Source organism: Cupriavidus sp. 01T418 (genome assembly GCF_056398885.1).
Genome location: NZ_JBFTQG010000082.1, coordinates 1 through 15,764, shown reverse-complemented (window position 1 = coordinate 15,764; position 15,764 = coordinate 1). Strand labels below are relative to the sequence as shown.

Annotated in this window: 14 protein-coding genes; 13 read left to right on the top strand and 1 reads right to left on the bottom strand. The window is 64.5% G+C overall.

The features are described 5' to 3' along the window. Positions 1 to 267: hypothetical protein (locus tag AC1DQ3_RS35605; protein WP_477124790.1), on the top strand; the 267-nt coding region annotated here is incomplete at its 5' end. A gap of 251 nt (positions 268 to 518) precedes the next feature. On the opposite strand, the gene AC1DQ3_RS35600 is transcribed toward AC1DQ3_RS35605, so the two are convergent. Continuing rightward, entirely contained in the window at positions 519 to 2,039 is a 1,521-nt protein-coding gene (locus AC1DQ3_RS35600; RefSeq protein WP_477124789.1) for an amino acid permease, read from the bottom strand. Between the two features lie 524 nt (positions 2,040 to 2,563). On the opposite strand from AC1DQ3_RS35600, the gene AC1DQ3_RS35595 reads away from it, so the two are divergent. From AC1DQ3_RS35595 to AC1DQ3_RS35540, 12 genes are all read left to right on the top strand, one after another. Continuing rightward, entirely contained in the window at positions 2,564 to 4,645 is a 2,082-nt protein-coding gene (locus tag AC1DQ3_RS35595; RefSeq protein ID WP_477124788.1) for a 3-hydroxyacyl-CoA dehydrogenase NAD-binding domain-containing protein, read from the top strand. Positions 4,646 to 4,742: 97 nt separating this feature from the next. After that, the gene (gene pncA, locus AC1DQ3_RS35590; RefSeq protein WP_477124787.1) at positions 4,743 to 5,378 is read left to right on the top strand and encodes a bifunctional nicotinamidase/pyrazinamidase; all 636 of its coding nucleotides are present in this window, start codon (positions 4,743 to 4,745) and stop codon (positions 5,376 to 5,378) included. A gap of 124 nt (positions 5,379 to 5,502) precedes the next feature. Beyond that, entirely contained in the window at positions 5,503 to 6,681 is a 1,179-nt protein-coding gene (locus AC1DQ3_RS35585; protein ID WP_477124786.1) for an acetyl-CoA C-acyltransferase, read from the top strand. 16 nt (positions 6,682 to 6,697) lie between these two features. Beyond that, on the top strand, positions 6,698 to 6,826 hold the full coding sequence (locus AC1DQ3_RS35580) for a hypothetical protein (RefSeq protein ID WP_477124785.1): 129 nt from the start codon (positions 6,698 to 6,700) through the stop codon (positions 6,824 to 6,826). 200 nt (positions 6,827 to 7,026) lie between these two features. Next, positions 7,027 to 8,877 carry an acyl-CoA dehydrogenase gene (locus AC1DQ3_RS35575; protein ID WP_477124784.1) on the top strand — a complete coding sequence of 617 codons (1,851 nt, stop codon included), beginning with the start codon at positions 7,027 to 7,029 and terminating at the stop codon, positions 8,875 to 8,877. A 77-nt stretch (positions 8,878 to 8,954) separates the two neighbouring features. Next, the gene (locus tag AC1DQ3_RS35570) at positions 8,955 to 9,737 is read left to right on the top strand and encodes an SDR family oxidoreductase (protein ID WP_477124783.1); all 783 of its coding nucleotides are present in this window, start codon (positions 8,955 to 8,957) and stop codon (positions 9,735 to 9,737) included. Positions 9,738 to 9,847: 110 nt separating this feature from the next. Beyond that, positions 9,848 to 10,291 (top strand): PaaI family thioesterase, encoded by a 444-nt coding sequence (locus AC1DQ3_RS35565; protein WP_477124782.1) that lies wholly within the window; start codon positions 9,848 to 9,850, stop codon positions 10,289 to 10,291. Positions 10,292 to 10,473: 182 nt separating this feature from the next. Continuing rightward, positions 10,474 to 11,484 (top strand): NADP-dependent oxidoreductase, encoded by a 1,011-nt coding sequence (locus AC1DQ3_RS35560; protein WP_477124781.1) that lies wholly within the window; start codon positions 10,474 to 10,476, stop codon positions 11,482 to 11,484. A 139-nt stretch (positions 11,485 to 11,623) separates the two neighbouring features. Next, on the top strand, positions 11,624 to 12,478 hold the full coding sequence (locus tag AC1DQ3_RS35555) for a class II aldolase/adducin family protein (protein WP_477124780.1): 855 nt from the start codon (positions 11,624 to 11,626) through the stop codon (positions 12,476 to 12,478). A gap of 4 nt (positions 12,479 to 12,482) precedes the next feature. Then, positions 12,483 to 13,418, top strand: a complete 936-nt coding sequence (locus AC1DQ3_RS35550; protein ID WP_477124779.1) for a glutathione S-transferase family protein — start codon at positions 12,483 to 12,485, stop codon at positions 13,416 to 13,418. Positions 13,419 to 13,484: 66 nt separating this feature from the next. Continuing rightward, complete coding sequence (locus AC1DQ3_RS35545; protein WP_477124778.1) at positions 13,485 to 14,390, top strand: SDR family oxidoreductase; 906 nt, start codon at positions 13,485 to 13,487, stop codon at positions 14,388 to 14,390. A gap of 129 nt (positions 14,391 to 14,519) precedes the next feature. Next, positions 14,520 to 15,440: an alpha/beta fold hydrolase gene (locus tag AC1DQ3_RS35540; protein ID WP_477124777.1), complete on the top strand. Its 921-nt coding sequence runs from the start codon at positions 14,520 to 14,522 to the stop codon at positions 15,438 to 15,440. Positions 15,441 to 15,764: the final 324 nt, after the last annotated feature.

Sequence of the window (15,764 nt, the reverse complement as noted above, 5' to 3'; positions counted from 1 at the left end):
CCACAAAGCATCGCATTTTCTCCTCTTAACGGGCTTCTCGCTGTTGCATATTATGATCGCGCCGTCGAGGTGTTCGACTTGCTGTCCAGGAATCCCGGCACTCAAAGATCTGTTCTGACAACGTCCATTGTTTCTCAAACGCCTTTTCTTCCCGGAGAAGTATCAGTTGGTTTTTCCAATCGACCGGATACACTCATGGCTGTTCACGTGAATGGGTGCAATCGTGGGGTTCTTGACACTTTTACACTCGGATCAGGAAGCCGGTAATGTCGCACGGCCAATGGCGTTGGTGGATGGTAGCTGTCCATGGCGCAATTCGCCCCGTACCCCACGGACTACGCGGCACGAATCTTACAGCGGACGGATCAGGGTTCGGGGAGCAATGGAACAGCCAACCGACTTAAGCCACTTTCTGGGCATCAGCAGGACCGGCTTCTCGATAGAACACCTTGAAGCCGTCGACGTCAGCGTCAAACGTGCCGCGACGGCATTGGCCCCTCGCGCCGCAAGACCCCCAATCATCTTCCTCCAACCCGGTCCGGCCGCCCAGGCGCCTCGGCCGCCTGCTTGCAGTTGAACGGCATGTCTTCATAGTCGATCAGCCGCGTCTTGCGGACCAGCCGGTACCCAAGCCAAAGCACCAGGAACAGTGGCACGCCGATATAGGTGCCGACAATCTCCATCCAGCGCCCGCGCACATCGGTAAAAGCCTGGTAGTTCTGTCCCAGCACGATCACCACGCACAGCACGATGGCAAAGATCGGACCGAAGGGATAGAGCGGTGAGCGATAGGCCAGGTCGGACGCTTTGAAACCCTGGTACACCAGTCCGCGGCGGAACCGGTAGTGGCTGACGGCGATGCCGAGCCACGCGATAAAGCCGGTCATCCCGGAGGTGTTGAGCAGCCACAGATAGACCGCCTTGTCGCCAAACAGCGAGCTAAGGAAGCACAATGCGCCAATGGCGGTAGTGGCGAACAGGGCGTTGTAGGGCACGCCATTGGCGGAGAGCCGGGCGAACGCCCTGGGTGCGCGGCCGCTGACGGCCATGCCGTACAGGATGCGCGTGGAGGCGTACATGCTGGAGGTGCCGGCGGAGAGCAGGGCTGTCAGCACCACGGCGTTCATCAGCCCGGCGGCGAAGGCCAGCCCGGCGTGGCGGAACACCAGCGCGAAGGGGCTGACGCCGATGTCGGTAACGTCGTTGCGCAGCAGGCTGGGGTCGGTGTAGGGGATCAGCACGCCGATGATCAGGATCGCCAGCACATAGAACAGCAGGATGCGCCAGAAGGTCTGGCGGATGGCGCGCGGGATGGTGCGTGCCGGGTCGGTGGCTTCGCCGGCGGCCACGCCGACGGTTTCCGTGCCCTGGAAGGAGAAGCCGGCAATCATGGCCACGCCGAACATGGCGGGGATGCCGCCGACGAACGGGGCGTCGCCAAGCGTGAAGTTTTGCCAGCCGGACTGCGGGCCGCCCTGCATGATGCCGAAGATCATCATCAGCCCGGCGCCCAGGAAGACCAGGATGGTGGCCACCTTGATCAGCGCGAACCAGTATTCGGCCTCGCCGAAGCCGCGTACCGAGAAGGCGTTCAGGCCGAACATCAACAGCAGGAAGCTGGCGCTCCAGACTACGCCGGAGACGTGCGGGAACCAATATTGCATCACCAGCTGCGCCGCGGCGAGTTCCACCGCGATGGTCACGGCCAGGTTGAACCAGTAGCTCCAGCCGAGCGCGAAGCCGAAGCCTTCCTCCACATAGAGCGCGCTGTAGGTGACAAAGGAGCCGGCCACCGGCATATGCACGGCGAGTTCGCCCAGGCTGGTCATCAGGCAGTAAACCATCAGGCCGATCAGGCCGTACATCAGCAGCGCGCCGCCTGGCCCCGCCTGGGAGATCGACGCGCCGGAGGCGACGAACAGCCCGGTGCCGACCGCGCCGCCGATGGCGATCATGGTCAGGTGGCGGGCCTTGAGTTTGCGCTGCAGATCGTCGTGCTCGACGACGGGATGCTGGTGAGGGTGAGGATGGGAGGACATCAGGGTCACTGGAACTTCGGCGGACGGGGCCGCGGCTTCGGCACGGGCAACGCTTTTTGGGGCACCCGAGCGGGCAAAGCGCGCGAGTTTATCGGGTTATCCGGGTAAATCCGAGGGTTGAGGCGGTTTATGTCAGGAAAGTCGCCTACTGTGACTAGAGGTAATACTCAGGCGCTGGGAAATGTGCGCTATGGGGCATGGCGCTCGGGACTTACCCTTGCTTTTCGGTGGCCATTTTCAGCTTGAATGCACGTCTGTAAGATCGACCATGAACCGGGCGCATGGCGCGGCACGGCGGGCACAAAATGAAATTGAACGACCGTGCTATTTTGTGTATGCTTGTCTCGCTCGCACCAGGGGCGAACACCGGCAACGGGGCGTTGGCATGCGTTCCCCCGGCAGCCGGGCGGTGATTTGGCGGAGTACGGTGGCGTTAGTCGCGCCGGCCCTGCCTGCTCCGCGCAGAACAACATCATTCGAGAATTCGAATCCCGAGACAACCTTCAGTTACCAAAGGAACCAGCATGACAGCGCAGTATCAGGTTCAGGACGGCGTAGCCGTCATCACGCTCGACAATCCCCCCGTCAATGGCCTGGGTCTCAGCACCCGGCTCGGCATCGTCGAAGGCATGACCCGTGCGCTGGACGATGCGGCCGTCAAGGCCATCGTCATCACCGGCGCCGGCAAAGCCTTCTCGGGCGGCGCCGACATCCGTGAATTCAATACGCCCAAGGCCACCCAGGAGCCGACGCTGCATTCGGTGATCAAGGTCGTGGAAGGATCGAGCAAGCCGGTCGTGGCGGCGATCCATTCCGTGGCCATGGGCGGCGGCCTGGAACTGGCGCTGGGCTGTAACTACCGTGTGGCTTCGAAGGGCGCGCAGATCGCCCTGCCGGAAGTGAAGCTGGGCCTGCTGCCCGGCGCCGGCGGCACGCAGCGCCTGCCGCGCGTGATCGGCCTGGAAGCCGCCCTGAACATGATCGTCTCGGGCAACCCCATCCACAGCGAGAAGTTTGCCGGCACCAAGCTGTTCGACGAGATCGTCGACGGCGACGTGCTGCCCGCGGCCGTGGCTTTCGCCAAGGCGGCGGCGGCCAACCCCGGCCCGTACCCGAAGGTGCGCGACCTGAAGGTCAAGCACGAAAACGCGGAAGGCTTTATCGCCTTCGCCCGCAATACCGTGGCGGCTGTCGCCAAGAACTTCCCGGCGCCGCTGAAGTGCGTGGATGCCGTGGCAGGGTCGCTCAAGCCGTTCGAGGCCGGCCTGAAGGACGAGCGCGAAGGCTTCATGTACCTGATCACCACGCCGGAATCGCGCGCGCTGCGCCACGCTTTCTTTGGCGAACGTGCCGCCAGCAAGATCCCGGACGTACCGGAAGGCACCCCGACCCGCAAGATCGAGCAGGTTGCCGTGATCGGCGCCGGCACCATGGGCGGCGGTATCGCCATGAACTTCCTGAACGCCGGCGTGCCGGTGATCATGCTGGAAACCAAGCAGGAAGCGCTGGACCGCGGCGTGGCCACGATCCGCAAGAACTACGAGAACAGCGCCAAGAAGGGCAAGCTCACGCAGGAGAAGGTCGAGCAGCGCATGGGCCTGCTGACCACCACACTGTCCTATGACGACATCAAGGACGCGGACATGGTGATCGAAGCCGTGTTCGAGGAAATGGGCGTCAAGGAAATCGTCTTCAAGAAGCTGGACGAAGTGATGAAGCAGGGCGCGATCCTGGCTTCGAACACCTCCACGCTGGACGTCAACAAGATCGCTTCCTTCACCAAGCGCCCGCAGGACGTGGTGGGCATGCACTTCTTCAGCCCGGCCAACGTGATGAAGCTGCTGGAAGTGGTGCGCGGCGAGAAGACCGGCAAGGACGTGCTGGCCACCGTCATGCAAATCGGCAAGAAGATCAAGAAGACCGCCGTGGTGTCGGGCGTGTGCGACGGCTTTATCGGCAACCGCATGATCGAGCAATACAGCCGCCAGGCCGGCTACCTGCTGGACGAAGGCGCGCTGCCGGAGCAAGTGGACAAGGCCATCGAGAAGTTCGGCTTCGCCATGGGCCCGTTCCGCATGGGAGACCTGGCCGGCAACGACATCGGCTGGGCCATCCGCAAGCGCCGCGCCATCGACAAGCCGGACATCCAGTACTCGAAGACCGCCGACCTGCTGTGCGAACTGGGCCGCTATGGCCAGAAGACCGGCGCGGGCTGGTACGACTACAAGGCGGGCGACCGCAAGCCGTACCCGAACCAGCAGGTCAACGACATGATCGTGCAGCACTCGAAGGACCTGGGCATCGCCCGCCGCAAGATTTCCGATGAGGAAATCGTCGAGCGCCTGGTGTTCGCGCTGGTCAACGAAGGCGCCAGGATCCTGGAAGAAGGCATTGCCTCCAAGGCCTCGGATATCGACATGGTCTACCTGACCGGCTATGGCTTCCCGCTGTTCCGCGGTGGCCCGATGCTGTACGCGGACCAGGTTGGCCTGTTCAACGTGGCGCAGTCGATGGCGCGTTACGCCAAGGGCTACCACGGCGAAGCCTGGAAGGCAGCGCCGCTGTTGGTCAAGCTGGCTGCCGAGGGCAAGGGCTTCAACGGCTGAGCCTGGCCAATGGCGATTCGATTCTGCGCGGCCGGTTCAAGCCGCGCAGGGTTTCCACCACTGATCGCAAACCGGTCACCAAGCGAGGAGTAGCGGCATGGCCAAGCAATACGGCCCGGAAGATTGCCTGCTGATCATCGACGTGCAGAACGACTTCATGCCGGGCGGCGCGCTTGCCGTGGCGCATGGCGATGAAGTCGTGCCGGTGATCAACCGCCTCGCGGCGGCGTTTGCGCGTGTGGTGCTGACCCAGGACTGGCATCCCGCCGATCACGTTTCGTTTGCCGCCAACCACGCTGGCACGCAGCCGTTCCAGACCGTGGCGTTGCCTTATGGCCAGCAAGTCCTGTGGCCCACGCATTGCGTGCAGGGTACGCACGGCGCGGCGTTGCATGCCGGGCTGGAAGCGCAGCGCGCGCAGATGGTGATCCGCAAGGGCCATCACCGTGAGGTGGACAGCTACTCGGCCTTCATGGAGGCCGACCGCGCCACCCCGACGGGGCTCGCGGGTTATTTGCGCGAACGTGGCGTGCGCAGGGTGTTTTGCGTGGGACTGGCAACGGATTACTGCGTTGCCTGGAGCGCGCTCGATGCCCGCGCGGCGGGGTTCGAGGCTGCCGTGGTCGAGGACGCTTGCCGCGCCATCGACCTCGACGGCTCGCTGGCGCGTGCGTGGCAAGACCTGCAAGCCGCTGGCGTGCAACGCCTGCAGTCGGCCGGCCTGCTGTCCTGAAATGGAAGAATCGCCAAAGCCAAGCTAACACGGCTGAACCTGGCCACAGACATATTGCACGACACTGCCGGACGTGAAAGCACGCCGCAGGTCACCAGATACCAGAGATACCGAGGAGCAAGACATGAAAGAGGCAGTCATCGTTTCCACCGCACGGACCGGCCTGGCCAAGAGCTGGAAGGGTGCTTTCAACATGACCCACGGCGCCACCCTGGGCGGCCATGCGGTCCAGCACGCCATCGCCCGCGCCAAGATCGACGCCGGCGAAGTGGAAGACGTGCTGATGGGCTGTGCCAACCCGGAAGGCGCCACCGGCGCCAATATCGCGCGCCAGATCGCGCTGCGCGCCGGCTGCCCGGTTACCGTGCCCGGCGCCACCGTCAACCGTTTCTGCTCGTCCGGCCTGCAAACCATCGCCATGGCCGCACAGCGCGTGATCGCTGATGAAGGCGACATCTTCGTGGCCGGCGGCGTGGAAAGCATTTCCTGCGTGCAGCAGGAAATGAACCGCCACATGGTCCAGGAAAGCTGGCTGACCAAGAACAAGCCGGAAATCTACTGGAACATGCTGCAAACCGCCGAGAACGTGGCCAAGCGCTACAACATCTCGCGCGAGCGCCAGGACGAGTACGGCGTGCGCAGCCAGCAGCGCGCTTTTGCGGCTCTGGAAGCCGGCAAGTTCAACGACGAAATCGTGCCGATCACGGTGCTCGCCGGCGTGGCCGACAAGGCCACCGGCCAGCTGATGACCAAGGAAGTCACGGTTTCGGCCGACGAAGGCATCCGCGGCGACACCACGCTGGAAGCCGTGTCCAAGATCCGCACCGCCATGCCCGGCGGCGTGGTTTCGGCCGGCAACGCATCGCAGTTCTCCGATGGCGCTTCGGCGGTCGTGGTGATGGACGCGAAGGTGGCCCAGGCCAAGGGCCTGCAGCCGCTGGGCGCCTTCCGCGGCTTTGCCGTGGCCGGTTGCGAGCCTGACGAAATGGGCATCGGCCCGGTGTTCGCGGTGCCCAAGCTGCTGAAGAAGGCCGGCCTGACCGTCGCCGACATCGGCCTTTGGGAACTGAATGAAGCCTTCGCCGTGCAGGTGCTGTACTGCGCCGACACGCTGGGCATCCCGATGGACCGCCTGAACGTCAACGGCGGCGCCATCGCGGTGGGCCACCCCTACGGCGTGTCGGGCGCCCGCCTGGTCGGCCATGCGCTGATCGAGGGCAAGCGCCGCGGCGTCAAGTACGTGGTGGTGACCATGTGCATCGGCGGCGGCCAGGGTGCGGCCGGCCTGTTCGAAGTCCTCTGAGCGCCAGGGCAATACCGTGAGCGAGCAAGCCGATCCCATGCCGGCGCACGGCCGGGAGGTGCTGGCCAGCCAGCCCTTCCATGGCGAGGCAAAGCCCTGCGCGGTGGCGCAGGGCACTATCGCCCGCATGGGCGAAGACAGCTAGGCAAGGCGGGGAAGAGAAGGGCGCGCGAGCGCCTTTTTCTTTCCCGCGCCATTTACAGAATTCGCAACGTTTGCGGCATGCCGTGCAGCGTGCCGTTGTGGAGACCGTGACGATCCATGCCGCGAGGCTGCCTTCGATGTGGCCGCCGCCGGGTCGCGCATCTTTGATTTGCCCTTTCAGTCTGGGAGCTGTTTCCTGCCATGTCGCTGATCCTTTCCCGCCGTGACCTCAACTTCGTGCTGTACGAATGGCTCAAGGTCGAGGGGCTGACCCGCATTCCGCGTTACGCCGACCATTCCCGCGAGACCTTCGACGCCGCGCTCGACACCTGCGAGAAGATCGCCACCGACCTGTTCGCGCCGCACAACAAGAAGAACGACCAGCAGGAGCCGCATTTCGACGGCGAGACCGTCGCCATCATCCCCGAAGTCAAGACCGCGCTGAAGGCCTTCTGCGAGGCTGGCCTGATGGCCGCCGGGCAGGACTACGAGATCGGCGGCATGCAGCTGCCGGTGGTGCTGGAGAAGGCCGGCTTCGCCTACTTCAAGGGCGCCAACGTCGGCACCAGCTCCTATCCCTTCCTGACCATCGGCAACGCTAACCTGCTGCTCACGCACGGCACGCCGGCGCAGGTGGAAACCTTCGTCAAGCCGGAGATGGAAGGCCGCTTCTTCGGCACCATGTGCCTGTCCGAGCCGCAGGCCGGCTCGTCGCTGTCCGACATCACCACGCGCGCCGATTACGAGGGCGAATCGCCGCTGGGCCAGCAGTACCGCCTGCGCGGCAACAAGATGTGGATCTCGGCCGGCGAGCATGAGCTGTCCGACAATATCGTGCACCTGGTGCTGGCCAAGATCCCCGGGCCGGACGGCAAGCCGATTCCCGGCGTGAAGGGCATTTCACTGTTTATCGTGCCCAAGTACCTGGTCAATGCCGACGGCAGCCTGGGCGAGCACAACGACGTGGTGCTGGCCGGCCTGAACCACAAGATGGGCTATCGCGGTACCACCAACTGCCTGCTGAACTTCGGCGAAGGCATGAAGTACAAGCCGGGCGGCAAGGCCGGCGCCATCGGCTACCTGGTGGGCGAGGCACACAAGGGCCTGGCCTGCATGTTCCATATGATGAACGAGGCCCGCATCGGCGTGGGCCTGGGCGCGGTGATGCTCGGCTATACCGGTTACCTGCATTCGGTGGACTACGCGCGCAACCGCCCGCAGGGCCGCCCGATCGGCCCCGGCGGCAAGGATCCGGCCAGCCCGCAGGTGCCGCTGGTGGAGCATGCGGACATCCGCCGCATGCTGCTGGCGCAGAAGAGCTATGTGGAAGGCGGACTGGCGCTGAACCTGTATTGCGCGCAACTGGTGGACCAGGAGCGCGCCGCCGAGGGCGCGGAACACGAGCGCCTGGCGCTGCTGCTGGATATCCTGACGCCAATCGCCAAGAGCTGGCCGTCGCAATGGTGCCTGGAAGCCAACAGCCTGGCCATCCAGGTGCATGGCGGCTATGGCTACACCCGCGAGTACAACGTCGAGCAGTTCTATCGCGACAACCGCCTTAACCCGATCCACGAAGGCACCCACGGCATCCAGGGGCTGGACCTGCTGGGCCGCAAGGTGGTGATGAAAGACGGTGCCGCGTTCAAGGCGCTGGGCGAAGTGATCCAGGCCACCATCGGCCGCGCCCTGGCTAGCGGCGATGCCGCGCTGGGCAGCCAGGCGAAGGCGCTGGGTGCCGCCGTCAAGCGCCTGGCGGAAGTCACGCAGGCGCTGTGGGCGGCAGGTGACGCCAAGGTGACCCTGGCCAATGCCTCGGTCTACCTGGAGGCCTTTGGCCACGTGGTGGTGGCGTGGACGTGGCTGGAGCAGGCGCTCGTGGCGCAGTCCGCGCTGGCTGGCGCAAAGAGCCAGGAGGACCAGGATTTCTATCGCGGCAAGCTGGCCGCGGCGGCGTATTTCTTCCGCTGGGAGCTGCCCAAGGTGGGGCCGCAGATCGACCTGCTGGCTTCGCTGGACCGCACCACGCTGGATATGCAGGACGCCTGGTTCTGAGCACCGGCGGCTGAGCAAGAGCAAGATGATCGGGCGCGCGCAAGGATGCGCCCGCAAACACAATATCGGGAGACCCCATGAACACCATCCAGCAATTGTTCGACCTGAAGGGCAAGACGGCACTGATCACCGGCGGCTCGCGTGGGCTCGGCCTGCAGATCGCCGAAGCGCTCGGCGAGCAGGGTGCGCGCATCGTGCTGTCGGCGCGCAAGGCCGATGAGCTGCAAGCGGCGCAAGCCCACCTCAAGGCACTTGGCATCGAAGCCGAGTGGATTGCCGCCGACGGTGCCCGCGATGAGGATATCGCGCGCCTGGCCGACGAGGCGCTGGCCAAGCTGGGCCATGTCGACATCCTCGTCAATAATGCCGGAGCCACCTGGGGCGCGCCCGCCGAGGACCATCCGGTGGAGGCCTGGGACAAGGTGATGAACCTGAATATCCGCGGCGTGTTCCTGCTGTCGCAGCGCATCGGCAAGCTGTCGATGATCCCGCGCCGCTACGGCCGCATCATCAACGTGGCCTCCATCGCCGGCCTGGCGGGCAATCCGCCGGGCACCATGGAGACCATTGCCTACAACACTTCCAAGGGCGCGGTGGTGAACTTCACCCGCACGCTGGCGGCCGAGTGGGGTGAGCACAACATCACCGTGAACGCGCTGGCGCCGGGCTTTTTCCCCTCCAAGATGACCCAGGGATCCCTGGACCGCCTCGGCGTGGAAGCCATGTGCGCCTCGGTGCCGCTGCACCGGCTGGGCGACGACGAAGACCTGAAGGGCGCGGCGCTGCTGTTCGCCAGCGCCGCCGGCAAGCACATCACCGGCCAGGTGCTGGCGGTGGACGGCGGCGTGAGCGCGGTCTAAGTCCATGCCCTGGTGCTAATCTTCATGCTGATGCTGATGCGGTTGGCATGCGGCATGATGGGTTCACCCGGGAGCCGGCCAACCGTACCGTCCTCGCCCCCTTGGCAAACATGACTCAAACCAACGGTTTTCCCCTTAGTATTCCCTTCCTTGCCGAACTCGGGGTGCAATGCACCCGCATGGACAAGGAGGGCAGCGAGATCGAACTGGCCCTGGAAACGCGCCACCAGAATAGCTGGGACATGGCCCACGGCGGGGTGCTGATGACGTTGCTCGACGTGGCCATGGCGATGGCCGGGCGCGCGTCCGATCCCGACGGGCGCGGCGTGGTGACTATCGAGATGAAGACCACGTTCATGGCGCCGGGACGCGGCAAACTCGTCGCCCGCGGGCAGTGCGTGCACCGCACCACCACCATGGCCTTTTGCGAGGCCGAGATTCTCGATGCCGACGGCAAGACCGTGTCGCGCAGCTCCGGCACGTTCAAGTTTGTCAAGCGCGTGCCGCCGCAGCGCGCGCCGGGCGGCGCCTCGGATACCGGCGCCGACGGCTGAAGCCGGACATGTCCGGCAGCGGCGTGCCGCATGCCGGGCCAACGATCCGGTCACGCATCGTGCGTATCCGGCACTGGCGCTGTCATTGATGAAGCAAGCCTGCCAACCGGCTGACAAACCGCCACTAACGACGAACGACAAAGGACGAGTGTCCTTGTCCATTTCACTGTAAGGAAGCCATCATGTCGAAGACCTTCAAGCGCATCGTCCTGGCCTCGCGCCCCACGGGGGCCGTGACCCCCGACAACTTCCGCCTGGAAGAGGTGCCCGTGCCCGAGTTGGGCGACGGCGAGGTACTGGTCCGTAACCACTTCCTGTCGCTCGACCCCTATATGCGCGGCCGCATGAACGAGGGCAAGTCCTACGCCACGCCGCAGCCGCTGGGCGAAGTCATGATCGGCGGCACGGTCGGCGAGATCGTGGCGACGAAGAACCCCAAGTACGCCGTCGGCGACAAGGTGGTCGGCATGTTCGGCTGGCAGGAAATGGGTGTCACCAATGGCATCGGCATCCAGAAGGTCGATACCACCCATATCCCGCTGTCGGCATACCTCGGGTCGGTCGGCATGCCCGGCGTCACGGCCTGGTATGGCCTGAACAAGATCATCCAGCCGAAGGCCGGCAAGACCATTGTGGTGAGCGCGGCGTCCGGTGCGGTCGGCAGTGTGGTGGGCCAGTTGGCCAAGTTGCAGGGTTGCCGCGTGGTTGGCTTTGCCGGCGGCAAGGACAAGTGCGACTACGTGGTCAATGAACTGGGCTTTGATGCCTGCATCGACTACAAGGCCGCCAAGGACAGCAAGGAGTTGTACACCATGTTCAAGGAGGCCACGCCGGACGGCGTGGACGGCTACTTTGAAAACGTCGGCGGCGAGATCCTGGACACCGTGCTGATGCGCATGAACGCCTTCGGTCGCATCGCCATTTGCGGCATGATCGCCGGCTACGACGGCCAGCCGATGCCGCTGAAGAACCCGCAGCTGATCCTGGTGTCGCGCCTGACCGTGGAAGGCTTTATCGTGTCCGAGCATATGGACGTGTGGCCGCAAGCCCTGCAGGAACTCGGCACGGCTGTCGCCCAAGGCAAGCTCAAGTTCCGCGAGAGTGTCGCCGAAGGCCTGGCCAGCGCGCCGGAAGCCTTCATGGGCCTGCTCAAGGGCAAGAATTTTGGCAAGCAGCTGGTCAAGCTGGTTTAAGTAAAGGGAACAGACCGCCGGCATTTGTCGAAGCCGACAGGATGCGCCAGCGCCGACTGGAATGCCGACGGCCGTTACTCCCTCTCCTCATGGGACTCATGGGGGGAGGGGAGCAAACAACCAAAAGAGGAGACTCCCCATGAATGCTCCAGTGGAACCCACCAAGCCTCGGGGCGACCAGGACGAAATGGCTGCCGGCCTGCCCGAAGAGGTGAAAGCCAGATACCGCATGCTGCCGCGCCCGCCCAGGTTCGATACGCCCGCCGAGGAACGCCTGCACCGCAAGCAACGACTGGCCGCGGCGTTCCGGCTGTTCTCCAGGTTTGGCTTCGACGAAGGCGTGGCCGGCCACATCACCGCGCGCGATCCGGAGTTCCCGGATACGTTCTGGGTCAATCCCTTCGGCGTGCATTTCAGCCAGGTGAAGGTCTCGAACCTGATCCGCTGCGATCATCATGGTGAAGTGGTGGAAGGCGACTATCCAGTCAACGCCGCCGCCTTCGCCATCCACTCGCGGGTGCACCAGACCCGTGCCGATGCCGTGGCCGCCGCGCACTCGCACAGCACCCATGGCCGTGCGTGGTCCACGCTGGGCCGGACGCTCGATCCGCTGACGCAGGACGTGTGCGCCTTCTACAACGACCATGCGCTGTACGACGATTTCGGCGGCGTGGTGGTGGAGCTGGACGAAGGCCAGCGCATTGCCAATGCACTCGGCAGCAACAAGGCCGCGATCCTGCAGAACCATGGCTTGCTGACGGTGGGCAAGACAGTGGACGAAGCCGCCTGGTGGTTCATCACCATGGAGCGCTCCTGCCAGGTGCAGTTGCTGGCGGAGGCTGCCGCGGCGCGCACCAACGCACCGCTGAAGGTAATCTCGGACGCGGCAGCGCGCCAGGCCTACTCGATCGTTGGCACCGCGCAGGCGGGCTGGTTCCAGTTCCAGCCGCTGTATGCCCGGATCGTCAAGGAACAGCCTGACCTGCTGGATTGACGCCATGGCCGATCTCATTCTTCACCAGTACGCAACCTCGCCGTTCTCGGAAAAAATCCGCCTGCTGATGGGCGCCAAGGGCCTGGCCTGGCAGGCCGTGGAAATCCCGCCGATCCTGCCCAAGCCCGACGTGGTCGCGCTGACGGGCGGCTACCGGCGAACCCCGATCCTGCAGGTGGGGGCCGACATTTATTGCGATACCGCGCTGATTTGCGAGGTGATCGACAGCGTGGCGGCTGCACCCGCGCTGTATCCCGCCGCGCAGGCAGCCGGTGCGCGTGTCGTCGCGAGATGGATCGATACCGCGCTGTTCACCGCCGCCGTGACTTATCTGTTCCAGCCGGCCGGCGCGCAGAGCATGCTTGGCCACCTCACGCCAGCGCAGATCCAGGCCTTTTCGGCGGACCGCAAGGCCATGTGTGGCGACCCCAATGCGCTGCGCATGCCCTTGCCGGAGGCCATCGCGTTGCTGCACGAAACCTTCGGGCGGCTGGAGCAGCAATTCCGGGCGGGCGTGGCGCACGTGGCCGGGCCCGAGCTGTCGGTGGCGGATTTTTCGCTGTACCACAACATCTGGTTTGTCCGGCGGGCCAGCGAACTGGCAAAACTGCTGAATGCGTATCCGGCGGTGCAGGCCTGGTACGCCCGCATGCAGGCCTACGGCCATGGCACGGTGCGCGTGGCCACCAGCGAGTCCGCGCTGGAAGTGGCGCATCGCACCGATCCGGTGGCGCAGTCCGGCGGGGTGGCTGCCGACAGCGGCTTCGAAGCCGGCGATGCCGTCACCGTGACGCCGACCGATTACGCGCGCGATCCGGTGGCCGGGGTGCTGGTGGCGCTGGACGCGCACCGCGTCGTGCTGCGCCGGCAGGATCCGCGCGCGGGCGCTGTCAATGTGCATTTCCCGCGGCAGGGCTACCAGGTGCAACGTCCGGGCTAGGGGCGGCGCGCGGCAACACAAGTCAGTCTGGCAAGACAACCACATACCAAAACAGAGGCAGGCAACATGAAGCAATTCCAGGGCAAGGTGGCAGTGATCACTGGCGGCGCATCCGGCTTTGGCAAGGAATTCGCCAAACTGGGTGCAGGGCTGGGCATGAAACTGGTGCTGGCGGACGTGCAGGAAGATGTACTGGACGCCGCGGTGGCGGAGTTCAAGGCGCAAGGCGTGCCGGTGATCGGCGTACGCGTGGACGTGTCCAAGGCCGAGCAGGTCCAGGCGCTGGCCGATGCGGCCATGGCCGCCTTCGGCCAGGTCAACCTGCTGTTCAACAACGCGGGCGTCGGTGCCGGCGGCCTGATGTGGGAGAACAGCGAGCGCGACTGGGAATGGGTGCTGGGCGTCAACCTCTACGGCGTGATCCATGGTGTGCGCATCTTCACCCCGCTGATGCTGGCCGCTGCGGAGAAGGATCCGTCGTTCGAAGGCCACATCGTCAATACGGCCTCCATGGCTGGCTTGCTCAGCCCACCTGCGATGGGCGTCTACAACGTTTCCAAGCACGCCGTGGTTTCCTTGTCAGAATCGCTGTACCAGGATCTGAGCCTGGTCAGCGAGCAGGTGCGTTGCTCGGTGCTGTGCCCGTATTTCGTGCCGACCGGTATCACGCAATCGGGCCGCAACCGGCCGGCGGAGCTGGTCAATGAAGCGCCGCCCACGCGTTCGCAACTGCTGTCGCAAGCGCTCTCGGACAAGGCGGTCAGTTCGGGCAAGGTCACGGCCGCCGAGGTGGCGCAGCTCACCTTCGACGCGATCCGCGACGGCGGCTTCTATATTTACTCGCATCCACAGCAGTTGGCGCCCGTGAGGCAGCGCTTCGAAGATATCATTGGCCAGCGCAATCCGAGCGATCCGTTCGCCGACAAGCCGGAAGTGCGTGCGGGACTGGTCGCGGCCCTGCGCGCAGAGTAAGCAGGCAGCCGGCGGTGGCCTCTGGCACCGTCTGGTCCGGGCGCGTCGGCCAGCAGCAAGTCCAACCGATACAGATACAAATACAGATACAGATACGGTCAGCCATTGCGGCAAAGGGAGGAGGATTCCATGACCAAACCTGCAGTCATTCGTCATTTGCAGTACGCCACCTTGCCCAATGGCACGCGCCTGCACTACGCCAGTGCGGGTGAGCGCGGCAAGCCGCTCGTGCTGTTCGTGCATGGCTTCCCGGAGTTCTGGTACGAGTGGGAAGCCCAACTCGCCGAGTTCGGCAAGACGCACTTCGCGGTGGCGCCGGACCTGCGCGGCTTCAACCTGTCGAGCAAGCCCGCCGAGGTGGAAGCCTACCGGCCGCGGCACATCGTCGAGGACCTGGTGCAGTTCATCAATGCGCTGGGTTATTCGCACTGCGTGGTGGTGGCACATGACTGGGGTGGGGCGATCTGCTGGAACCTTGCCATCCAGTTTCCGAAGATGGTGGAGCAGTTGGTCATCATCAACTCACCGCATCCCTACGTGTTTGCCAAGGCCCTGACCACCGACCCGCAGCAGCAGGCCGCCTCCGCCTACATGAACTGGCTGCGCGCGCCGGGATCGGAAGAGGCGCTGGCGGCCGACGGCTTTGCCAGGCTTGAAGGCTTTCTGAACGGGCAAGGTCAGCAGTCTGCCCCCTGGTTTGCCGGCGAGACCCGCGAGAAATACCATGCGGCCTGGTCGCAGCCCGGCGCCGGCGGTTCGCATCCGCTGACCGGCGGCGTCAACTACTATCGCGCCTCGCCCATGCATCCGCCGGGCCCCGGCGAGACGCCGCCCGATATTTCCAAGCTCGATTCCGCGGCGTTCACGGTGCGGGTGCCGACCCTCGTGATCTGGGGCGAGCGCGACACCGCGCTGCCCAAGAGCCTGCTGGATGGCCTGGACAAGTTCATTCCGGACATGCGGCTGGAACGTATCCCGGACGGCACGCACTGGGTCATCCACGAGCAGCCGGAGCGCATCAACCTGCTGATCCGCAGCGCCTTGCCCTGAATCGCGCAGGCCTCTCGCAGGCCAGCGGCGTCAGGCGGAGCCGCCGGCGCTGGCCCGGCGGGAGGCCGGCGGCCCAGGCGCTGCCGGCGAGCGCGGCCGCAAGTAGAAAAGAAAATTTCTCGAAATGTTTGATTAATCGCAGAAAGTTCTTTATAGTCTCGTTTCTCTGCTGCGGACAACGCAGCGACGCGGTAAGCAAAGCGAACCGGGTGAAGTTCTTTAACAAACAAACAACCGATAAGTGTGGGCGCTTGATAGCGGATGCGGAAGGCTTCGGTCTTTTAGCTTACAAGTTATAAAGTGCTTTACAAGTTATAAAGTGCT